The 20,383-nt window shown below is 61.3% G+C and carries 19 protein-coding genes; 8 read left to right on the forward strand and 11 right to left on the reverse strand.

The features are described from left to right. The first annotated feature begins 473 nt into the window (after positions 1–473). Positions 474–2,435 (forward strand): HAMP domain-containing methyl-accepting chemotaxis protein, encoded by a 1,962-nt coding sequence (locus ACS4RR_RS27320; RefSeq protein ID WP_260112032.1) that lies wholly within the window; start codon positions 474–476, stop codon positions 2,433–2,435. Positions 2,436–2,525: 90 nt separating this feature from the next. On the opposite strand, the gene mctP is transcribed toward ACS4RR_RS27320, so the two are convergent. From mctP to ACS4RR_RS27345, 5 genes are all read right to left on the reverse strand, one after another. After that, positions 2,526–4,001 (reverse strand): monocarboxylate uptake permease MctP, encoded by a 1,476-nt coding sequence (gene mctP / locus ACS4RR_RS27325; protein ID WP_260112033.1) that lies wholly within the window; start codon positions 3,999–4,001, stop codon positions 2,526–2,528. Continuing rightward, positions 3,991–4,188, reverse strand: a complete 198-nt coding sequence (locus ACS4RR_RS27330; RefSeq protein WP_130689074.1) for a DUF3311 domain-containing protein — start codon at positions 4,186–4,188, stop codon at positions 3,991–3,993. The genes mctP and ACS4RR_RS27330 overlap by 11 nt, the downstream gene beginning before the upstream one ends. A gap of 272 nt (positions 4,189–4,460) precedes the next feature. Continuing rightward, the gene (mctR, locus tag ACS4RR_RS27335) at positions 4,461–5,105 is read right to left on the reverse strand and encodes a two-component system response regulator MctR (protein WP_017968690.1); all 645 of its coding nucleotides are present in this window, start codon (positions 5,103–5,105) and stop codon (positions 4,461–4,463) included. Further along, entirely contained in the window at positions 5,102–6,487 is a 1,386-nt protein-coding gene (mctS, locus tag ACS4RR_RS27340; protein ID WP_260112034.1) for a two-component system sensor histidine kinase MctS, read from the reverse strand. Before mctS ends, mctR begins: the two co-directional genes overlap by 4 nt. Before the next feature lie 120 nt (positions 6,488–6,607). Further along, complete coding sequence (locus ACS4RR_RS27345) at positions 6,608–7,072, reverse strand: Lrp/AsnC family transcriptional regulator (protein WP_003555489.1); 465 nt, start codon at positions 7,070–7,072, stop codon at positions 6,608–6,610. A 163-nt stretch (positions 7,073–7,235) separates the two neighbouring features. Between ACS4RR_RS27345 and ACS4RR_RS27350 the strand changes: the two genes are divergently transcribed. The 5 genes from ACS4RR_RS27350 (at position 7,236) to ACS4RR_RS27370 (ending at position 11,297) form a co-directional block, all read left to right on the forward strand. Beyond that, on the forward strand, positions 7,236–8,015 hold the full coding sequence (locus ACS4RR_RS27350; RefSeq protein ID WP_017968692.1) for an ABC transporter ATP-binding protein: 780 nt from the start codon (positions 7,236–7,238) through the stop codon (positions 8,013–8,015). Between the two features lie 39 nt (positions 8,016–8,054). Further along, positions 8,055–8,828 carry a transporter substrate-binding domain-containing protein gene (locus ACS4RR_RS27355; RefSeq protein ID WP_018070682.1) on the forward strand — a complete coding sequence of 258 codons (774 nt, stop codon included), beginning with the start codon at positions 8,055–8,057 and terminating at the stop codon, positions 8,826–8,828. A gap of 12 nt (positions 8,829–8,840) precedes the next feature. Then, entirely contained in the window at positions 8,841–9,566 is a 726-nt protein-coding gene (locus tag ACS4RR_RS27360) for an ABC transporter permease (protein ID WP_162117611.1), read from the forward strand. Between the two features lie 12 nt (positions 9,567–9,578). Beyond that, positions 9,579–10,268, forward strand: coding sequence for an ABC transporter permease (locus ACS4RR_RS27365; RefSeq protein ID WP_260112035.1), 690 nt, complete (start codon positions 9,579–9,581; stop codon positions 10,266–10,268). Between the two features lie 120 nt (positions 10,269–10,388). Then, positions 10,389–11,297, forward strand: coding sequence for a homocysteine S-methyltransferase family protein (locus tag ACS4RR_RS27370; protein ID WP_260112036.1), 909 nt, complete (start codon positions 10,389–10,391; stop codon positions 11,295–11,297). Positions 11,298–11,332: 35 nt separating this feature from the next. On the opposite strand, the gene ACS4RR_RS27375 is transcribed toward ACS4RR_RS27370, so the two are convergent. Further along, positions 11,333–11,767 carry a MarR family winged helix-turn-helix transcriptional regulator gene (locus ACS4RR_RS27375; RefSeq protein ID WP_260112177.1) on the reverse strand — a complete coding sequence of 145 codons (435 nt, stop codon included), beginning with the start codon at positions 11,765–11,767 and terminating at the stop codon, positions 11,333–11,335. A 201-nt stretch (positions 11,768–11,968) separates the two neighbouring features. Here ACS4RR_RS27375 and ACS4RR_RS27380 point away from each other — a divergent pair, with 201 nt between their 5' ends. Next, positions 11,969–13,783, forward strand: coding sequence for a chloride channel protein (locus ACS4RR_RS27380; protein WP_456190394.1), 1,815 nt, complete (start codon positions 11,969–11,971; stop codon positions 13,781–13,783). A gap of 89 nt (positions 13,784–13,872) precedes the next feature. On the opposite strand, the gene ACS4RR_RS27385 is transcribed toward ACS4RR_RS27380, so the two are convergent. From ACS4RR_RS27385 to ACS4RR_RS27405, 5 genes are all read right to left on the reverse strand, one after another. Continuing rightward, positions 13,873–14,643, reverse strand: coding sequence for an ABC transporter ATP-binding protein (locus ACS4RR_RS27385; protein WP_407752449.1), 771 nt, complete (start codon positions 14,641–14,643; stop codon positions 13,873–13,875). A gap of 9 nt (positions 14,644–14,652) precedes the next feature. Next, positions 14,653–15,636 carry an ABC transporter substrate-binding protein gene (locus tag ACS4RR_RS27390; protein ID WP_260112038.1) on the reverse strand — a complete coding sequence of 328 codons (984 nt, stop codon included), beginning with the start codon at positions 15,634–15,636 and terminating at the stop codon, positions 14,653–14,655. 40 nt (positions 15,637–15,676) lie between these two features. Beyond that, positions 15,677–16,528, reverse strand: a complete 852-nt coding sequence (locus ACS4RR_RS27395) for an ABC transporter permease (protein WP_456190395.1) — start codon at positions 16,526–16,528, stop codon at positions 15,677–15,679. 10 nt (positions 16,529–16,538) lie between these two features. After that, complete coding sequence (locus ACS4RR_RS27400; RefSeq protein WP_260112040.1) at positions 16,539–17,891, reverse strand: LLM class flavin-dependent oxidoreductase; 1,353 nt, start codon at positions 17,889–17,891, stop codon at positions 16,539–16,541. A gap of 407 nt (positions 17,892–18,298) precedes the next feature. After that, the gene (locus ACS4RR_RS27405) at positions 18,299–19,084 is read right to left on the reverse strand and encodes an IclR family transcriptional regulator (RefSeq protein WP_012760654.1); all 786 of its coding nucleotides are present in this window, start codon (positions 19,082–19,084) and stop codon (positions 18,299–18,301) included. Between the two features lie 218 nt (positions 19,085–19,302). On the opposite strand from ACS4RR_RS27405, the gene ACS4RR_RS27410 reads away from it, so the two are divergent. Beyond that, positions 19,303–20,376, forward strand: a complete 1,074-nt coding sequence (locus ACS4RR_RS27410) for an ABC transporter substrate-binding protein (RefSeq protein WP_260112041.1) — start codon at positions 19,303–19,305, stop codon at positions 20,374–20,376. Positions 20,377–20,383: the final 7 nt, after the last annotated feature.

Below are 20,383 nucleotides of genomic sequence, written 5' to 3' on the forward strand. Positions count from 1 at the left end.
GCAATTCATGCCGATTGCCGAGACCGTTCAGAGCGTCGCGCAGTTCGCGGGCAAGCCGCAGAGCCTTGCTGTGCGGGGGGAGGTTGAAGATTTCGCAACCACCGGGAGAGCGCTCGTCAAATTGTCCATCCGAAAGGCGCAAATGCTATCCAAATAGAGCGCTATAGCCCTGCTCCGCTGGCTCCGTTTACACTCTCTAAAATATATTACTCTAATTTTTTTAGATATCGGGGCGACGTTCTTTGAGGACAGTCACCTTCGCCATGAGGGCGGGTCAGGCACCCGAATTTCGTACGAAATCGGCTTTTATTGCTTTGACGGATGTCCCGTATCTCAAGCGCAATTCCGGGCACCGAGGTGCCTGTCGGATGCACTCGGAGACACCGAGGCTCTGCATTTGAATGAGATATGACAAGCAATCCTGGCTGTCGAGACATCCTTCCAACAAACCTCACCGCGAGGAGAGAGTGCATATGAAGAATATCGTGAGTTTCGGAGTTGTGGCGCGCTTGGCGCTTGGCTTCAGCGTTCTCCTTTTGCTGATGGTCGGCTTGACCATCTATTCGACGGAAAAAGTTGCGCAGATCAACGATAAGCTTGGCACCATCAACGACGTCAACAGCGTGAAGCAGCGGTTTGCCATCAACTATCGCGGCAGCGTGCACGATCGGGCGATCGCCATCCGCGACGTCACTCTGGTGACGTCTGCCGATGAGCGGAAGACCGCCGAGGCATTGATCGAAAAGCTGGCCGCCTCCTACGCCGAGAATGAAAAGCGCATGGCGGATATGGTTGCATCTCCGGCCGGTGCGACGGAACAGGAAAAGACCATTCTCGGTGAGATTGCAGACATCCAGGCGAAGACCAATCCTCTGGTCGCCCAGATCATTGCGCAGCAGGAGAAGGGCGACGGCGAGGCCGCTCGCAAGATCCTGCTCGAACAGGCTCGGCCGGCCTTCGTTGCCTGGCTTGGCGCCATCAACAAATTCATCGACTATCAGGAAGCGCTGAACAAATCGATTGGTGGCGAGGTTCGCAGCACGGCAAGCGGCTTCAAGCCATTGGCGCTGACCGCGCTTGGCATTGCGGCTGTTCTTTCACTGGTTGCCGCCGCCGTGACCGCACGCACGATCGTCGGCCCGCTGGCAAAACTTCAGCTTTCGCTGAAAGCGATGGCGGACGGCAATCTTAACGGTGATCGCCGCCTCGAAGCGCGGGGCGACGAGATCGGCAAGCTTGCACGGGCGGTGGCAGGGCTGCGCGACGCAATTTCAGCAAAGGCCGAACGGGAAGCTGACGCCGAGGCGAAGAGAGCTGTGTCGGAGCGGCATCGGCTCGAGCAGGATGCAGATGAACGCCGCACCCTCGCCGAGCAGACGGACAAGGCTGTCGGCCAGCTTGGCGATGCGCTGCAGGCGCTGGCTGACGGCGACCTCACACAGCAGATTGGCACTCCGTTCATTCCGTCTCTGGAAAAACTGAGAGCCGACTTCAATTCTGCGGTCGAAAAGCTTCGTGCCGCCATGCAGAAGGTTGCCCAGAACGCCAGCGCCATCGCCGCCGGTGCACAGGAGATCCGCTCCTCCTCGGACGATCTCGCCAGGCGGACCGAACAGCAGGCAGCCTCGGTCGAGGAAACCGCCGCTGCCTTGGAAGAGATTACGACCACCGTTGCCGACTCGAGCAACAAGGCTCAGGAAGCCGGCCAGCTCGTCCGCAAGACGAAGGATAGTGCCGAGCGGTCGGGCAGTGTCGTTCGGGATGCGGTCGATGCCATGGGCAAGATCGAATCCTCCGCCACCGAAATCGGCAGCATCATCGGCGTCATCGATGAAATCGCGTTCCAGACCAACCTGCTGGCGCTCAATGCCGGCGTCGAAGCCGCCCGTGCCGGCGAGGCAGGTAAGGGCTTTGCCGTCGTCGCTCAGGAAGTGCGCGAGCTGGCGCAACGCTCCGCCAAGGCGGCAAAAGAAATCAAGGAACTTATCAACGCTTCGAACGGCCACGTCAAAAGCGGCGTGGCCTTGGTTGGCGAGACCGGAAGGGCGCTGAAAGAGATTGCCGAGCAGGTACAGCAGGTCGACGGCAATGTGGGGGCCATCGTCGGCGCTTCGCAAGAGCAGGCGACGGGGCTGAAAGAGATCAATACCGCCGTCAACAAGATGGATCAGGGGACGCAGCAGAACGCCGCCATGGTGGAAGAAGCCACAGCGGCGGCCCACAAGCTCGCCAAGGAAGCCGATGCGCTGTTTCAGCTGCTGGGCCAGTTCAACATTGGTGGAGTAGTGGCACCAAAGCGCGCCTCGCAGCCCGTTGCCGCGGCGCCCCGTTCTCAACCGGCGCCCTCGCCTGCCCGCCAGATGATTGCCAAGGTAGGTAAGTCGTTCCAGACGAACGGGAATGCAGCATTGGCCGGCGATTGGGAAGAATTTTAAGTCGCCCTGATTTCCCTCCAGCCTATGCTGGAACGCCAAAGCGGCATAATTTTGCGAAGGGCAGCGTTTGCTGCCCTTCGCATTTGAATCTTATGCCCGAGCCGGAGTCTTGACCGGAAGCAGGGCACTGACAACAACCGCAACGGCGATGTTGGCTGCAAGCGCCAGCAGTCCGGTATAGACGGTGAAGGGTTCGCCTCCGAGGCTAATCAGATGCAGAGGCTTCCAGCCGGCATCCCAGACGAGGAAAGTACCGCCGCAGAAGCCGACGAACCAGCCGGCAAGCAGGCCGGGTGCACGGAACCAGTTGGTATAGAGGCCGAAGACCAGGGCCGGAAGCGTCTGCAGGATCCAGATGCCGCCGAGCAGCTGCAGGTCGAGTGCGAATTGCGTCGGCAGGAAGATGATGACGAGAAGCGCACCGATCTTCACGACGAGCGAGGTGATCTTTGCAACCTTCGCCTCGCCCGCATCGCTGACGTCAGGATCGACATAGGCTTTCCAGAAATTGCGGGTGAAGAGATTGGCGGCGCCGATGCTCATTACCGCTGCCGGCACCAGTGCGCCGATGGCGATCGCCGCAAAGGCGAAGCCGGAGAACCAGCCCGAAAACAGCGTCTTGAACAGCGTCGGAACGACGTCATTGGCGCTGTCGAGCTTCAGGTTGGCGGCATGCCCCATATAGCCGAGCAGCGCCAGAAGGCCGAGCAGCAGCGTATAGGCGGGCAGCATGATCGCATTCTTACGGATCGTCTTGCCGCTGTTGGAGGCAAAGATGCCGGTCAGCGTATGCGGATACATGAAGGCCGCGAGCGCCGAACCCAAGGCGAGCGTGGCATAGGCGACATACTGGTTGCCACCGAGCAGCAGGTTGCCGGAACCCTTGGCCTGGAAAGCCGCATCGGCCGAGGCAAAGACGTTGGCGTAACCGCCGAGTTTCGATGGGATCAGTGCGACGGCCGCGATCACGACGATATAGATCATAATATCCTTGACGAAGGCGATCAGCGCCGGCGCGCGCAGGCCGGCGGAGTAGGTGTAGAGCGCCAGCACGATAAAGGCGATCGCCAGCGGCAACTCGCCATGCAGCCCGAGCGCCTTCAGCACCGCCGTCATGCCGACGAGCTGGAGGGCGATATAGGGCATGGTGGCGATGACGCCTGTTGCCGCGACGGCGAGTTCGAGACCGCGCGATCCGTATTGACCGTGGACGACGTCGCCAGCCGTCACATAGCCGAAATCCTTGGCGCGTTTCCACAGCACAGGCATGACCATGAAGACGAAGGGATAAACGACGATGGTGTAGGGCAGCGCAAAGAAGCCGTAGGCTCCCACGGTATAGACCAGCGCCGGGACGGCGATCACGGTGTAGGCGGTATAGAAATCGCCGCCGACGAGGAACCAGGTGATCCAGGTGCCGAAGTTGCGTCCGCCGAGACCCCATTCATCGATATGGGCCAGTGTCTCGGGCTTACGCCAACGGCTGGCGACGAAGCCCATGACCGTGACCAAAACGAAAAAGAAGATGAAGACGGCAAGCGCCGTGCCGTTGATGTCAGTCGTCATGGCGGGTGCTCCGATAGGCGATCCAGGTCAACGTCGCGGTGATCGGCACCCAGAGAAGCTGATACCAATAGAAGAAGGGAAAGCCGAAAAGAGACGGCTCGCGGACATTGTAAAATGGCGGCCAGAGCAGACCTATGTAGGGAATGACAAGCAGCCAGAGCGCTGCCTTGCTACGTGGTTTTTCCATGTCGGAATACCTTTCAGGCGCCGCGGGCGGCGGTCGCCATGTTCCAGTTGTCGGCGTGGAAGGCAGGTCTGTCAGCCGGCGGCCGCAGCAGGCCCAGCTTGGGTCGCTCGAGGTTTTCCGACCGATCGGAAGCTGATATAACGCATGTGAATTCCTCCCAACGGCTCGCACTTGGCCAGCCGTGGATGGAGTCCTATGGCGCCGGTTTTAAGCTCGCAAGATCGAGGCGGCGCTGAAATGCCGGGGCCTACCCAGAAGTGGGTAGATGCAATTTATCCGACTTTCGAGACGATGCCGTGATCGAGCGCATAGCGGATGAGGCCCGCTGTAGTGGCGATACCGAGCTTCTTCTTGAGGTTCTTGCGATGGGTTTCCGCGGTGGCGGAGGTGATCCCGAGCGTTTCGGCGATCTCCTTGTTGCTTCTGCCGGCAACGATCAGCCCGAGAATGTCGCGTTCGCGCGGCGTCAGGGGATCGGTTCCCTCCTCCGCGCGTTCGCCCATCAGCGCGTCGAAGACGCCGGAGGAGAAATATGTCCCCCCGCCCGCCACGGTCTCGATGGCCGAGACGATCTCGTCGGTCGAAACGTCCTTCAGGATGTAACCGGCAGCGCCGTGCATGACCGAAGAGGAAATATACTCGCGGCTGTCATGCATGGAGAGCATCACCACCCGCGCCTGGGGAAGTTCGTTCCTGAACAATTCGATCGCATCGATGCCGCTCAGCTTCGGCATGTTGATGTCCATCAGCACGACCTGCGGCAGAACTTGCCGGCCGATCTCCAGCCCCGCTTGCGCGAGCCCCGCCGTGCCGGCGACTTCGATATGGTCGAATGTTTCGAGCACGGCCTTCAACCCATCCAGCACCAGCGGATGGTTGTCGATCAAGAGCACCCTGATTTTCGGGCGTTCCGTCATGCGGCTTCTGCCTGCTTGCCGGCGGGGAGATTGGCCGATTTCGGCAGCATCGCCGTCAGCGTCGTGCCGGCCTCGCTACTGTTGATTAACAGCAGGCCGCGGAAGTGGGCCATCCGCTCCTGCATATTGCGCAGGCCGAGACCTGATCTGCCGGAGACCCCGTCTTTAATGCCGTCGAAGCCGGTACCGTTGTCGGTGATCGTCATGCGAGCCCGACCGCCGTCGCTCCAGAGCTTGACCGCAAGCTTGGAGGCGCCCGAGTGGCGTTCGACATTGTTGAACGCTTCCTGGGCGACACGATAAAGTGCGGTATTGGCTTCGGCCTTCAGCGTGTCGGTGAAGTTCGAAGCGTCGATCTTCGTCTCGATCCCCGTCCGCTCGGCAAAATGATAGCAGAGTGCCTCCAGCGCCGCCGTCAGGCCGAGGTCGTCGAGCACACGCGGGCGCAGATCGTGCGACAGCCGCCTGATTTCCTTGATGGCGCCGTTCAGCGCCTCGACACCGCGGTCGATGGTGACAGCCGCATCGTCGACATTGGTCCTGACCTTGCGGCCGGCAAGGTCCATCGCATAACGCACGCCGACGAGATTTTGGGAAATGCCGTCGTGCAACTCGCGGGCAAGCCGCGCGCGCTCTTCTTCCTGCGTATCGATGACCCGCTGTGTCAGCTGCTTGAGCCGGCTGTCGGCCATGCGGCGCTCATGGAACGTCAGCAGCATGCAGGTGGTGAAAACGACAAGCACCGAAGGCACGGCGATCAGCGCGACGATGACAAAGGTCCGTTTTATGTTGGCGCGCATAACCGCGTTGGCGGTGGCACTTTGGGCAAAGACGTCATCCAGATAAACGCCGGTGCCGACGACCCAGTGCCATTTGTCGAGGCTGACAACGAAGGAGAGCTTGTCGGCGATCTGTCCGGTCGATGGTTTCTGCCATTTGTACTGATGCAGGCCCCCGCCTGCTCTTGCCGTGGCGATCAGCTCGGCAATGACCTTGTCGCCATCCGGATCGGTGAGGTCGAGCCAATTGTGCCCATGTCGGAAGCTCTGGCGCGGATGGACGATGTTGTTGCCGTCGTAATCGTAGACGAAGAAATATCCGTCCTTGCCGTAGTCGAGCGAAGTCAGGATCGCCGCCACCTGTTGCTTGGCGGCTTCGTTGTCGGCACCGGCATTGTCATAGATCGTCTGGATGGCGGACAGGGCAAGGTTGGTCAGATTGAGGATCTCGGCTTCCTTGGTCTTCAGCATGTTCTGCTCGAACGTGTCGATGCTGTTCTTGGCAAGGTTTGCCGATTGCCAGGTGATGAAGGTGGTGATCGCAAGGATCGAAATGACGAGCGGAACGATCGCCAATGCGATGATCTGGTGTCGTAACGTCAACGATCATTCCTCCCGAGAATTTGCGCCGGGAATTATGCCCTTTGTCAAATGCGAGTCCAGCGGCTTGTCGCTGCCCATCTGTCGCGCGGGAAGCAATGCCGGCGGGGCATCGCCTCCGCGCTAGTCCAGCGGCACGAACAGGCCGAGCTTGACGTCCCGCAGCACGACATTCGTGTGCATGCGGCGGATCTGCGGATTGTCAGCCATGATCAGGGCGGCGATATCGTCATAATGCTCGACGTCGCGGGCGGTGACGATCGCGATCAGATCGACCGCACCGGTGACATAATAGACCTGCTGAATATGATCCTGCTTTTCCGCCCAGAGGCGGAACTTCGCCAGCGCGTCGTAATTGTCCCGCTCGATCTCCATCCCGACGATGAACACCATCGCTGTGCCCGTCGCCTTGCGGTCGACGACGGCGACCTCCGCCTTGATGATCCCTTCCTCGCGCAGCCGCTTCAACCGCCTCTGCACGGCCGACACCGACAGTCCGATCCGTTCGGCAATCGTTTCGGCTTTCAGCTGGCAGTCGCGCTGAACGATATCGAGAATGTCACGGTCAAAACGATCGAGCTGTTCCATTGTCAAATCCTAGTTCTCGCCGCAGCAATTCGCGCATTCTGCCGTACTTGCCGCATGAAGAAGATTATTTTGCCTAAAATATGCAGAATAGATGAAAACTGCGGGAAAAAACCGCGTTAATTCATCATTATCCTTCGCAAGCTCAACTCAGCCGGAACCATGCATGCCAGATCAACCCTTTCCTGCTCTTCGCGTCGAAGATCTCCATAAAAGCTTCGGCTCGCAACAGGTTCTCAAGGGTATCTCGACGCAGGCCGAGAAGTCCGATGTGATTTCTATCATCGGCTCGTCGGGCTCCGGCAAGAGCACTTTTCTCAGATGCATCAATTTCCTGGAAACGCCGGATCGCGGCCGCATCGCGGTGAACGGCGAGGAGATCGCGCTGAAGATGGGGCGGGGCGGCCGGCTGCAGCCGCGCAGTTGGCGGCAGATCGAACGGATACGGACCGGACTGGGGATGGTCTTCCAGAGTTTCAATCTCTGGGCTCATCGGACGGTGCTGGAAAACGTCATCGAGGCGCCGGTGCACGTCATGGGCATTTCACGGCGCGAGGCCATCGAAAAGGCGGAGGCCCTGCTCCACAAGGTCGGGCTCTTCGATAAACGCGACGCCTACCCCGCTTTCCTCTCCGGCGGCCAGCAGCAACGCGCGGCGATTGCGAGAGCCCTCTGCGTCGACCCTGCTGTCATGCTGTTCGACGAACCGACATCGGCGCTCGATCCGGAGCTGGTCGGCGAGGTCCTGAAGGTCATCCGCGATCTCGCGGAAGAAGGCCGGACCATGCTGATCGTCACGCATGAAATGCGCTTCGCCCGCGATGTATCCAGCCGTGTCCTGTTCCTCCATCAGGGACGGATCGAGGAAGAAGGCCCGCCGGAGCAGATATTCGGGGCGCCGGTCAGCGCCCGCTGCCGGGAGTTCACCGGCCTCAGCGCCCACTGATGCGCATCATCGACAACACAAACCAGGAGAATCCTGCGAATGAAACTGCTCCCCACGCTTTTTGCCGGCGCGGCACTCGTGCTTTCCGCCGTCACCGCACAGGCCGAAGTCCGCTTCGGTGTCATGAACGAATCCTATCCGCCCTTCTTCGCCAAGGACGCCTCCGGCCAATGGCAGGGATGGGAGATCGACCTGATGAACGCTGTGTGCGAGGAGATGAAGGAGAAATGCTCGATCGTCGAAATTTCCTGGGATGGTCTCATTCCGGCTCTTCAGAGCAAGAAGTTCGACGTGATCTGGTCGTCGATGTCGAACACCGCGGAACGCTCGAAGGTGATCGACTTCACCGACAAATATTATAACACGCCGAGCACCTTGATCGGCCCCAAGGACCAGAAGCCGGGCGCCACTGCCGAGGACGTGAAAGGCAAGACCATCGGCATCCAGGTGTCGACGATCCAGTCGGAATATTACAAGAAGTATTTCGCCGCCGCTGCCGAGGAAAAGACCTACCAGACGCTCGATGAGGCGTTTCAGGACCTCGCCTCCGGCCGTATCGACTATGTCTTCGGCGATTCACTGGCGCTTGATGCTTTCCTCAAAAGCGATGGCGGCAAGGATTGCTGCGCCAAGATGGGCGACGTTGCCGACGACAAGGAGATTCTCGGCGCTGGCGTTTCGGGCGGCCTGCGCAAGGAAGACACTGAGCTGAAGGCCAAGCTGAACACGGCGATCGCTGCCGTCCGTGCCAGTGGCCAGTATGATACTATCAACAAGAAATACTTCGATTTCGACATCTACGGCGCAAAGTAAGCAGCCGGAACGATGGCGACTGCGCAACAAGGTATTCTGGACCTGCTGTCTCCCTATCCTCCGGGATGGGGCGGCGTCCTTTTGGCAGGTGCGGTCTCCACGGTCGCCATCTCGGCTTGCGCTTTTGCGATCGGCTTGCTGCTTGGCACCGGCGGCGCGCTGGGAAAGCTCTCTGGTAACCGCATGCTGCGCCTGCTGCTCGATCTCTATACCACGCTGATCCGCGCCGTTCCCGAGTTGATCCTGATCGTCGGGCTCTATTATGCCGGCACCGATGGCCTCAACCGGCTGCTCGCCGCGTTGGAGCTGCCGCCGGTCAATGTGAACGGCTTTGTCGCAGCCGTCGCCGTGCTGGGCTTCGTCCAGGGTGCCTACATGACGGAGGTGCTGCGCGGTGCGATCCTCGCCATTCCCGTCGGCCAGATCGAGGCCGCCAAAGCCTTCGGCATGGGGCCGGTGCGGAGGTTCCGCCGTGTCCTGCTGCCGGCGCTTCTGCCAAACGCGCTGCCGGGCCTTGCCAATCTGTGGATGTCGGTCACCAAGGACAGCGCGCTGGTCGCCGTCGTCGGCTACCAGGAACTGGCGCTCGCCACCCGTCTTGCCGGGGCAAGCACCAAGCATTACTTCGTCTTTTTCCTTGCTTCGGCCCTTCTCTATCTCGCCATCACGCTTGTTTCCAACGTCGTCTTCAAACTGATCGAGGGACGGGTACGGCGGGGACAGCCGCGCCTTGCCTGAAGAAAGCGCCCCATGAGTTTCACCTGGATCTCTTCCTATTGGCCGCTGCTTCTGACAGGCGCCTGGCAGACCGTTTGCCTGCTGGTGATCTCCGTGGTGTTCGGCTTCATCATCGCCATAGGCCTCGCCTTCGCGCAGGTCAGCGGCGGCAGGCTGACGCGGCTCCTGGCGCGCAGCTACTGCACCTTCTTTCGCGGCACGCCACTGCTGATACAGCTGTGGCTTCTCTATTATGGGGTTGGCTCGCTGCTGCCCATGGTCCCCGGCATCCGCCAGAGCCTGTTCTGGCCGATCCTGCGCGAGGGCTTCTTCTTCGCCGCCGTCAGTTTTACCCTGAACTATGCAGCCTATGAGGCCGAGGTGTTGCGCGGCGCGCTGCTTGCCGTTCCCAAGGGCGAGCTCGAAGCGGGCCGGGCCTTCGGCCTGTCGCCCTGGATGCTGACCCGCCGCATCTGGTTGCCTCGCGCCATTCGCATCGCCCTGCCGACGATTGCAGGAGAGATCGTCATGCAGCTCAAGGCGACGCCGCTCGCCTTTACGGTGACGGTGATGGATCTTTACGCCGTGGCAAACAAGGTTCGCCAGGACACGCTGCTCGTCTATGAACCGCTGCTGGTCGTCACCCTCTTCTATCTCGCGCTGACCGCGGTGACCGCCCGCGTCTTTCGAGGGCTCGAAGCGCAGGTGCCGGTTCGCCGCTAGGCCGACGGAAAAGGACTGGCCCATGAATTCCCTGGCGCACGAACCACGTGCACCCCGCCCACTTTGTTATGAAAAGCCCGGCGCCGCTGACGGCGCGACAGCCTGAATGGAGACCTCTTGATGAGCACGACACGAATTCTCGATGGCGGCATGAGCCGCGAACTGTTGCGGCTGGGCGCCGAACTGAAACAACCGGAATGGTCGGCATTGGCGCTGATCAACGCGCCGGATATCGTCCGTAGAGTACATCAGGAATTCATCGCCGCCGGCTCTGAGGTCATCACGACAAACAGCTATGCGCTCGTACCCTTTCACATCGGCGAGGACCGGTTCTGGAAGGAGGGCGCGGCGCTGATCCGTCTCGCCGGTCGCCTGGCGCGCGAAGCGGCCGATGCCGCCACGGATCGCAAGGTGCTGGTCGCTGGCTCGCTGCCGCCGATCTTCGGCTCATATGAGCCTGAGAATTTTCAGCCTTCGAGGGTGCAGGATTATCTCAAGGTGCTTGTCGAAAACCTATCTCCCTTCGTCGATATATGGCTCGGCGAGACGTTGAGCCTGATTGCCGAGGCAGAGGCTGTTCGCAAGGCGGTGGCGACGTCGGACAAGCCGTTCTGGATTTCGTTCACATTGGCGGACGACGAGGCAGCCATAAGGGGCGGCGAACCGAAGCTTCGCTCCGAGGAAAGGGTCGAGGAGGCGGCATCCTGGGCGGTTTCATCGGGCGCCGAAGCCCTCCTGTTCAATTGCAGCAAGCCCGAGGTCATGCAGGCGGCGGTGGAGACGGCGGCGGGCGTGTTCAGGACAATGGACGCTTCCATCGAAATCGGCGTCTATGCCAATGCCTTCGAAGGGGAAACAGGCGAGGCAGCCGCCAATGAAGGCCTGCATGAGACCCGAAACGATCTGAACGACGATGCCTATTCGCGCTATGCCTGCTCCTGGGCCGAGGCCGGCGCGACGATCATCGGCGGCTGCTGCGGCATCGGCGCTGCCCATATCCATCGCCTGAAGAAGACGCTTTTGGATTAAAGCGGCACGTCAGGAGATCGGCTATGTCGCAATTGTCATTTGGTGTTTGACGCCGTCTTCTGGAGTTCGAGCAGAAGCTCGATCAACTTCGGGGCCATCTCCCTGATTTCCGAAAGGTGGACGGCGCTCAGTCTCGTCAGAAGCGCATCCGCCTTGTCCGTCAGGAGAATGGTCTGGCGGCGCCTGTCGGCCGGATCGGCATGGCGTTCGACCAATCCGGCATCCGACAGCCGCCCGACAAGCTCGGTCGCCGTATGCGGCGCGATGATCAGCCGCTCGGCCAGCATGCCGATGGTCATGGCGCCGCCGCGTTGTCCCTTGATCGCCAAAAGGGCCTGATGCTGCTGTACGGGCAATCCCTCCGACTGGGCGGCCGAGGCGCTGAAGTCCATGAACTGGCGAAGCGCAAATCGGAGGTCGGCGAGAGCTTCGTAATCCTCTTGCCTCAGCGGCGGCGCGGTCTTCTTCAAAGCACTTCTCCTCTGCCGCAACGGCTGCCAGGATCGGCAGGCCATGCCGCCATCATCGAATAGATGGGCAGTCGCCAGCCGGTCAAGTGAGGCATCTTCATCGAACATTTTCGCCTTCATGCTTTCGCCCGTTGATTTATATCGCATCACGATATATTGACCCGCCTCAAGCGTTTCCATTCCGGCGTAGCAGAGGCTTCCATGGCGCAGCATCCACCAAACAACCGGCCGCACGATTTCACCGGCGGTCTTTCCCGGCGCGAGGCCGGCGATTTCACCACCGACAGGCGGGTCCTCATCCTGGTCGGCATGTCCATCATTGTCGGCACGTCAGGCGCGTTTGCAGCCTGGTGTCTCGTCAGCCTGATCGCGCTGGTGACGAATGTCATCTGGTTCGGGGAGATCGGCATCCAGCCCGCCTCTCTGGCTGCGGTGCAGCGCTCGCTGTGGGTGGTGCTGGTTCCGCCACTGGGTGGACTTGCCATCGGATTGATGGCCCGTTTCGGGTCGGAGAAGATCCGCGGCCACGGCATTCCTGAGGCGATCGAGGCCATTCTGATCGGCGGTAGCCGGATGTCGCCGAAGGTCGCGGTCCTCAAGCCGCTGTCGTCGGCAATCTCCATCGGAACCGGCGGCCCGTTCGGCGCCGAGGGGCCGATCATCATGACGGGCGGTGCGATCGGATCGCTTTTCGCGCAATTCTTTCACATGAGTGCCGCCGAGCGGAAGACGCTGCTCGTTGCCGGCGCCGCCGCAGGCATGACGGCCATCTTCGGTTCGCCGATCGCCGCGGTCATGCTGGCGGTCGAACTGCTGCTGTTCGAATGGAAGCCGCGCAGCTTCATTCCCGTTGCCGTTGCCGCCTGCGTGTCGATCTGCTGGCGCCCGCTGCTGTTCGGCGTAGGCCCGCTGTTCCCGACCCACTTCCAGGTGGCCTTGCCCTGGTGGGGTATTTTCGCCTGCGCGGCGATGGGCATCTTCTCCGGCCTGCAATCGGGATTGCTGACGACGCTGCTCTACCGGATCGAGGACCTGTTCGAAGCCTTGCCGATCCACTGGATGTGGTGGCCGGCACTTGGCGGTCTCGTCATCGGTCTCGGCGGCCTGATCGAACCGCGGGCAATGGGCGTCGGCTACGACATCATCGATGGCTTGCTCAACAATCGGCTGCTCGCCCCGGCGGTCATGTCGATCCTGCTGGTGAAGACCATCATCTGGCTCTTTGCCCTGTCGTCGGGCACCTCCGGTGGCGTGCTCGCGCCGCTTCTGATTTTCGGCGGGGCTCTCGGATGGCTGGTCGGCTTGGTCATGCCGGGCAATGACCCCGGCTTCTGGGCGCTGCTCGGAATGGCGGCGATGATGGGTGGAACCATGCGTGCGCCGCTGACGGGCACCTTCTTTGCGATGGAAATCACCGGCGACGTCAGCACCCTCGTTCCGCTGCTTGCCGCAACCGTGGTGGCCTATGCCGTCACCGTCCTTCTGCTGCGCCGCTCGATCCTCACCGAGAAGATCGCCCGCCGCGGTCAGCACATCACCCGCGAATATGGCGTCGATCCGTTCGAACTGGCGCGCGCAAGGGAGATCATGATCAGCGATGTCGACACGCTTCCCGTCGCCATGACGGTGGGGGAGGCGTGCGACTTCTTTGCCTCGCAGCAGAAAACGCACCGGATCTATCCGGTGGTCGACGCAGCAGGCAGGCTGTCCGGCGTCGTATCCAGAGCCGACGCTTTGCTCTGGCAGGGCAATCCGGACCTCGCCAGTCAGACGCTTGCGGAAAACGTGACGGACGGTTCCGTTCCGGTGGGGCATCCTGACGATACGGTCGCATTCATCGCCGACCTGATGCTGTCCACCGGCGACGGACGCATTCCGATCGTCGATCCGGCGTCCGGGAAATTATGCGGCCTGATCGCCCGCAAGGATTTGCTGCGGCTGCGCAGTTCCTACAGGTCGGCCGAACTGGATCGGCGGCCCTATCTTACCGCCGGCTCGAAGAGCAAGTCGCTGTAGCGGCCCGCGGGCGTCCTCCGCATCGCTACTGCTACTGCCGCGCGGCGCATGGATCAGGTCCCATGCGCCCGCGCTGACGCTTGAAGACTTCAATGCAGTCCGAACAGGTTCAGCAGCTCTTCGCGGTGTCGAACGAATTCCGGTGCGCTGCGGTCGCGAGGCCGGGGCAGATCGATTTCGATCAGACGCGGCTCGCCGCCCTTCTCCCGTGGCAGGATCAGGATCCGGTCGGCCAGATAGATCGCCTCCTCGAGATCATGGGTGACGAGGATGGTCGTCACATCCTCATCGCGCCAGATCCGTGCGAGTTCCTGCTGCATGCCGATCTTGGTCATCGCGTCGAGCGCGCCGAGCGGTTCGTCGAGCAGCAGGATCTCGGGCTGGACGGCCAGAGCCCGGGCGATGCCGACGCGCTGCGCCATGCCGCCCGACAGCTGCCGGGGATAGGCAGCCTCGAATTGCTGCAGGCCGACGAGCTTGACATAATGACGCGCCCGTCCCCTCGCCTGCTCACGCGACAGGCCGCTGGTTTCCAGCCCGAAGGAGACATTGTCGAGCACATCAAGCCAGGGCAGAAGGCGCGGTTCCTGAAAGATGACGGCGCGCTCCGCGCCGACGCCTCGCACCGCCTTGCCATCGACGAGAACCTCTCCCGTGTCGGAATCCTCAAGGCCTGCCAGAACCCTGAGCAGGGTCGTCTTGCCCGAGCCGCTGGCACCGACGATGGCGAGGCTTTCGCCGGAGCGGACGTGGAGGTTGATATCCCTGAGAACCTGCAGAGGTGTCCCGTTCAATCTGTAGGATTTGGAGAGGTGACGGATCGTCACCTCCCCGCGGCGCGTGTCCTCAGCGATGCTCATCATCATTCCTCAGTTGCTTGCCGGCCTGGCATCGGTGGTCAAGAGGATGTCTTTAGCCGCCAGCTGGCCCTGCTTCAGCTTGCCTTCGCGAACCAGGACGTCGATCCAGAACTGGATGTCGCGCTCGACCGGCAGGCCGCCGGCACGCACCCCATAGCCTCGGAAGTACTGTGCGATATCAGCGTTCTCACCACGCTCGCTGAGCGCCTTGGCGAGGATCTTCTTGGTTTCCTCCGGATGCTCGCGGGCGTAGTCGAGAGCGCGAGCCGACTGCTCGACGAAAATCTTTGCAGCTTCAGGATGCTCGCGAGCGAAATCACGGCGCAGGACCACGAATCCCCCGGCGATGTCGCCAAGCACGTCGGTATCGTCAAAAATCGGACGCAGGCCGCCATTCTTCAGTGCAGCCCCCTCGAAGGTCGTCTGCCAGTAACCGAAGGCGGCAATATCGACCTGCTTGGAGCGCAATACCTGCTCGAGCTGCGGCCCGGGAACGACAAGCTGATTGGCTGCGTCGGCCGGCAGGCCGACGGAATGTAAGGCTTCGCGGATGGTGTAGTCGAGATGCGCGCCGAGCGTATTGACCGCGATGCTCTTGCCGGCAATGTCCTTGATACTCTTGATCGGGCTGTCTTCCAGCACGTAGAAGGTCGACTGGACCTCGTCATTGATGCCGTTCGAAGGATAGGCGGCGACGAAATCATTGCCGCCGATGATCGAATTCAAAACGGCGGAGGTTGCGGCGCTGCCGATCTCGACATCACCCGATGCCAGGGCGATCAGGGAGGCCGGGCCGCCCTGGGCGTAGCCGACATTTTCCAGCGTGATGCCCGTTCCGTCGAAATAGCCGAGTTCGGCGGCGAGTTCATGGGCGGCAAGACCACCCTGGCTGGCGAGGTAGCGCAGCTTCACCGTGTCGGTGGCTGCGGCCGGCGTCGCAAGACCGAGGGCGATCGCTGCCGGCAGGAGGAGGTTGCGAGGATGGAATGTCATGTGGCGGTGCCTTTCGGAAGAGGAAAATCGGGAAAGCAGTTCAGCGGCTCGGCTGAGACCAGCGGCAGAGACGGCGCTGCAAGAGAACGAGCAAGGCATTGGCGGCAAGCCCGAGGAAGGCGAGCAGAAGGATCGCCGCAAACATCAGCGGGATCTGAAAATTGTACTGTGCGTTCATAACCTGGAAGCCGATGCCCTTGTTGGCGCCGATCATCTCGGCGGCAATCAGCAGCAGAAGCGCAGTCGTCGCCGAAAGACGCAGGCCGACGAAGATTGCCGGCACCGACGCCGGCAGGATGACGCGGCGGAAGATGGTCAGCGGTCCGGCGCCATAGGTCCGCGCCATCTCGATGAGCTTCTTGTCCACCTCCTTGACGCCGCCGATCGTGGCGAGCAGCACTGGAAACAGTGTGGCCCAGAAGATCACGAAGATCTTGGATGTTTCGCCGAGGCCGAGCAGCAGGATGAAGACCGGGTAGAGCGCCAGCGCCGAGGTCTGGCGGAAGAGCTGCAGGATCGGATCGAGCGCCTGTTCGACTGCACGAACCTGGCCCATGAACAGGCCGAGCGGAATGCCGATCACCACGGCAAAGGCGAAGGCGGTTCCGGATCGCTGCAGACTGATGGCGATGTCATCGAGCAGCGCGCCGTTGGCAAGATTGGTCCAAAGAGCAGACAGGATCACATTCAAGGGCGGGAAGATAGCGGGATTGACCCAGCCTCTGGTGCTCGACACTTGCCAGAACACGAGGAAGCCGATGAGAAGGCCATAACGCGGCAAAAGCGATGCGAGCAGCCCGCGCACTTGCGAGGCGAGAGTGGAAATATGGCTTTCGCTGTTTTTCAGGCGGCCGAAGCTTCTCGGAAGAACCTGGTTGATTTCATAGGACATCGACCGCTCCTCACTCTGCTGCCTGGAGAGCTGCTTGTTCTGCAGCCCATCTATTGGTCGGGAAAGGCAGGCCGAGGTTTTCCCGAAGCGTCTTGCCCTCATAGGCCGTGCGGAACAGGCCGCGGCGCTGCAGCTCCGGGATGACCAGATCGACGAAATCGTCGAGCGCCGTCGGCAGCCAGGGCGGCAGAATGTTGAAGCCGTCGGCCGCTTCGTTCTCGAACCATTTCTGCAGTGTATCGGCGATCTGTTCGGGCGTGCCGACGATGGTGTAGTGGCCGCGGGCCGACGCGATCCACTGATAGAGCTGGCGGATGGTGAAGTTGTTTTCGTCGGCGATCTGGCGGATGAGGGCTTGGCGGCTCTTCATGCCTTCCGTCGGCGGTGCGGGCGGAAGAGGCCCGTCGAGGTCATAGCCGTGCAGGTCGAGCGTGCCGCCGGTCAGGCCATTAAGGAGGCCGATCCCGTCCTCTTCGACGATGAGCGAGGTCAGACGGTCGTATTTCTCGCGCGCCTCCGCCTCGGTCCTACCGACGAAAGCGGATACGCCGGGCATGACGAGGATATGATCGGGGTTTCGGCCGAGAGCGCGGGCGCGTGCCTTGATGTCCCGATAGAACTCCTGGGCGGTTTCGATATGCTGATGGGCGGTGAAGATGACTTCGGCCGTTGCTGCGGCGAGCCCGCGCCCATCTTCGGATTGCCCGGCCTGGACGATGACGGGATGCCCCTGCGGCGATCGCGAGATGTTGAGGGGACCGCGCACGCTGAAATGTTCGCCGCGGTGATCGGTGTCGTGCAGCTTCGCTGGGTCGAAGAACACGCCGGATTGCTTATCCCGAATGAAGGCGTCGTCCTCGAAGCTTTCCCAGAGTTTGCGGACGACCTCGACGTGCTCGGCGGCGCGGCGATATCGATCCGCATGCGGAAGCTGCGTATCGCGGTTGAAATTCTGCGCCGTCAGGTCGCCCGTCGTGGTGACGACATTCCAGCCGGCGCGACCCTCCGAGATCAGATCCAGCGAGGCGAATTTGCGGGCGGTCGTGTAAGGCTCTTCGTAGGTGGTCGAGGACGTGGCGATGAAGCCGAGATGGGTGGTGAAAGGCGCAAGGGCGGAGAACAATGTCACGGGTTCGAAGCCGGCCACGCGGGCGTTGCCGCCTTCGCGCGCACCGCCAAAACCGACAGCCAGCCCGTCGGCGAGGAAATAAGCATCGAAGAGGCCACGCTCAGCCGTCAAGGCAAGACGTTTGTGAAACTCGAAACTGGTCGCGCCGTCGGCCGGCTGGTCCGGATGCCGCCATGACGCAACATGCTGTCCGCCACCGGGAAGAAATGCCCCAAGCCTGATTTTCCGTGTCATTTCGTGTCCTCTCCGTTTTCCGTCAACAGCCCGGTCTTCCCCAGGGCCAAGTATTCAATTGGCTGTTGGGTTGCTAAAATACGTTCTCCATAGAATTTATAGAGAAACTGAATTTCGTAGTTTCGGAGGAAGGGTGAATAGATTTCCCGGTTTGGCATGAAATTGGAAATCAACGGTCAGGGCGACTATCCGGGGGTATGCGGGCGCGGACCGGCAGATGGGATCTGCGGGCGTGGCGAAGAGCCCGGCGGAGACGACAAATAGCAATAGGTCTTCTTAGCGTCTTATGCCCGCTTACAGCACCGCCGGAGCGAGCAGGATCCAGTTTGACGAGCATGCAAGGGAATGGCGGCTTTCGCACGAACGTCCGTGCTAGCTGAAATCAATGCCTTCATGTGCTCAGGGCATCAGCCTCGTTTTGGCCGAGTCGGGGCATGGTCGAGGCCGGCGGCGGCCTTCTTCAGGCAGTCGAGGTAGCGGTCCCGGTTGGCGATGCCATCGTCGCGTGGCGTGACGAGGCAGAGCGTTGCGGCTGCATGGCCTTCCTCGCCCCGCACCGGTACGGCAAAACAATGGGTGAAGCTGTCGACGATGCTGTTGAAGGTGAAGAGACCTTCACGTTCGGCCTGGCGCACCTCGGCGATGAAGGTTTGCGGCTCGAGCCATTCGCCGTTCGGCAGGCGAAAATCCTGCGGCGGAATGAAGTTCAGGATGTCCTGATCCGACAGATGCGCGACGAGCAGGCGGCCCGACGCCGTCCACGGGATCGGCACCGACTGCCCGACGTCCGTCGAAATGCGGAAGGGGCGCGCGCCTTCGCGCATGCGAACGACCGTGTATCTGTTTCCATCCAGCATGCAGAACTGCGCCGTCTCCCGCGTCTCGTCGGCAAGCTGTTCCAGCGCCGCCTCGCATTCGCGGGTGAAGTCGAAATGGTTCTCATAGGCTGCGCCGAGGAAATACAGTTTGCGGCCGAGATAGACACGCCCCTCGCCGCCGGTGAATTCCAGGATGCCATTCTGCAGCAGCAGGTTGACGAGCTCGTAAACCGATGAGCGCGGTGCGCCGATCTGCGCGGCGATTTCATTCGGCTTCAGGGCCTGCCGTTTCTGGCGCAGGAAATCGAGGATCTCGAAGGCGCGGTCGAGCCCTCGGGCGCGTTTACCGGCTGCTTCGTCCTGAACTGCATCCATTGCTATCGATCCTTTTTTGTCCGGCAAAGCTTTTCAAGCCGACTGCCGCATCTGTTAATCGATCCCGTCATTCGTCGCGAATGAAATTTCCCCACCCCTCTTGCGAGGTAGAAAAATCGGCATAAGATCGCGTCGTCCGGTATATAGATCATATGTACATTATATTGGACATTGATGGCAAGCCGTCAACGCTGCCGCACACAAAAAAGGGGATCGACATGAAGAATCTTGAAAACGGCATTTCCGCTTCACTACGCCGCCGCCTTCTCGCGGGTGCTGCCGCCGCTGCGGCACTCCTCGTCTTTTCGGCCGGCACAGCCTCGGCCGCCGCCAATTGCATCAAGGGTGACAGGAAGGCGCCCTATACGATCGGCTGGGCAAACATCTACTCGGTGCCGACCTGGATGAAGCAGACCGAAGGCACCATCACGGCTGAAGTGGAGGAACTGAAGAAGGCGGGCTTCGTCAAGGATCTGATGATCACGGACGCGCAGGGTAACGCCCAGACGCAGATCCAGCATATCCAGTCGATGATCGACGCCAATGTCGATGCCATCGTCGTGATCGCCGGTTCCTCCAACGCGCTTGACCGCGTCATATCAGATGCCTGCGACAAGGGCATCGCCGTCGTGAATTTCGACAGCCTTGTCAACACCGACAAGGTGACGGCGAAGATCAACACCGATTCCAACGAATGGGGCGCGACCGCTGCCAAGTGGATGGTCAGCCAGCTCGGCGGCAAGGGCAAGATCATCATCATGAACGGCCCGGCCGGCATTTCGGTGAGCGACGACCGCCGCAAGGGCGCCCAGCCGGTCCTCGACGCCAATCCCGGTCTCCAGGTGATCACCGAGACGAACACGGAATATAACGTCGCCCCGGCACAGGAAGCGATGACCAGCCTGCTCTTCGCCAATCCCGAAATCGACGGCGTGCTGTCGCTCGGCGGCGCGCTGTCGGCCGGCTCGGTGCTGGCCTTCGAGCGTCAGGGCCGCGACCAGGTGCCGACAACAGGCGAAAACGCCAGGCAGTTCCTCGAACTCTGGAAGGAGAAGGGCCTGAAGGGCTGGGCCACCATGCAGCCCAACTGGCTCGGCGCGCTGTCCGTTTACACCGCCGTGCAGGCGCTGGAAGGCAAGGACGTTCCGCCTTTCGTCAAGGTGCCGCTGCCTGTCATCGACGACAGCACGATCGGCAGCTACCTCGCCCGGGCCGACAAGTTCCCGGCTGACGGCTATATCTACTCGGACTACGACAAGGCGCTCTTCGACAAGCTGCTTGCCGCCAAGTAGTCCCCGC

The organism is Rhizobium zaerense, from assembly GCF_051810725.1.
GTDB lineage: Bacteria > Pseudomonadota > Alphaproteobacteria > Rhizobiales > Rhizobiaceae > Rhizobium > Rhizobium leguminosarum_I.

Coding starts and splice junctions, on each gene's coding strand:
- ACS4RR_RS27320 (WP_260112032.1), top strand. CDS start 474: ATGAAGAATATCGTGAGTTTCGGAGTTGTGGCGCGCTTGGCGCTTGGC.
- mctP (WP_260112033.1), bottom strand. CDS start 4,001: ATGACGACTGACATCAACGGCACGGCGCTTGCCGTCTTCATCTTCTTT.
- ACS4RR_RS27330 (WP_130689074.1), bottom strand. CDS start 4,188: ATGGAAAAACCACGTAGCAAGGCAGCGCTCTGGCTGCTTGTCATTCCC.
- mctR (WP_017968690.1), bottom strand. CDS start 5,105: ATGACGGAACGCCCGAAAATCAGGGTGCTCTTGATCGACAACCATCCG.
- ACS4RR_RS27345 (WP_003555489.1), bottom strand. CDS start 7,072: ATGGAACAGCTCGATCGTTTTGACCGTGACATTCTCGATATCGTTCAG.
- ACS4RR_RS27350 (WP_017968692.1), top strand. CDS start 7,236: ATGCCAGATCAACCCTTTCCTGCTCTTCGCGTCGAAGATCTCCATAAA.
- ACS4RR_RS27355 (WP_018070682.1), top strand. CDS start 8,055: ATGAAACTGCTCCCCACGCTTTTTGCCGGCGCGGCACTCGTGCTTTCC.
- ACS4RR_RS27360 (WP_162117611.1), top strand. CDS start 8,841: ATGGCGACTGCGCAACAAGGTATTCTGGACCTGCTGTCTCCCTATCCT.
- ACS4RR_RS27365 (WP_260112035.1), top strand. CDS start 9,579: ATGAGTTTCACCTGGATCTCTTCCTATTGGCCGCTGCTTCTGACAGGC.
- ACS4RR_RS27370 (WP_260112036.1), top strand. CDS start 10,389: ATGAGCACGACACGAATTCTCGATGGCGGCATGAGCCGCGAACTGTTG.
- ACS4RR_RS27380 (WP_456190394.1), top strand. CDS start 11,969: ATGGCGCAGCATCCACCAAACAACCGGCCGCACGATTTCACCGGCGGT.
- ACS4RR_RS27385 (WP_407752449.1), bottom strand. CDS start 14,643: ATGAGCATCGCTGAGGACACGCGCCGCGGGGAGGTGACGATCCGTCAC.
- ACS4RR_RS27390 (WP_260112038.1), bottom strand. CDS start 15,636: ATGACATTCCATCCTCGCAACCTCCTCCTGCCGGCAGCGATCGCCCTC.
- ACS4RR_RS27395 (WP_456190395.1), bottom strand. CDS start 16,528: ATGTCCTATGAAATCAACCAGGTTCTTCCGAGAAGCTTCGGCCGCCTG.
- ACS4RR_RS27400 (WP_260112040.1), bottom strand. CDS start 17,891: ATGACACGGAAAATCAGGCTTGGGGCATTTCTTCCCGGTGGCGGACAG.
- ACS4RR_RS27405 (WP_012760654.1), bottom strand. CDS start 19,084: ATGGATGCAGTTCAGGACGAAGCAGCCGGTAAACGCGCCCGAGGGCTC.
- ACS4RR_RS27410 (WP_260112041.1), top strand. CDS start 19,303: ATGAAGAATCTTGAAAACGGCATTTCCGCTTCACTACGCCGCCGCCTT.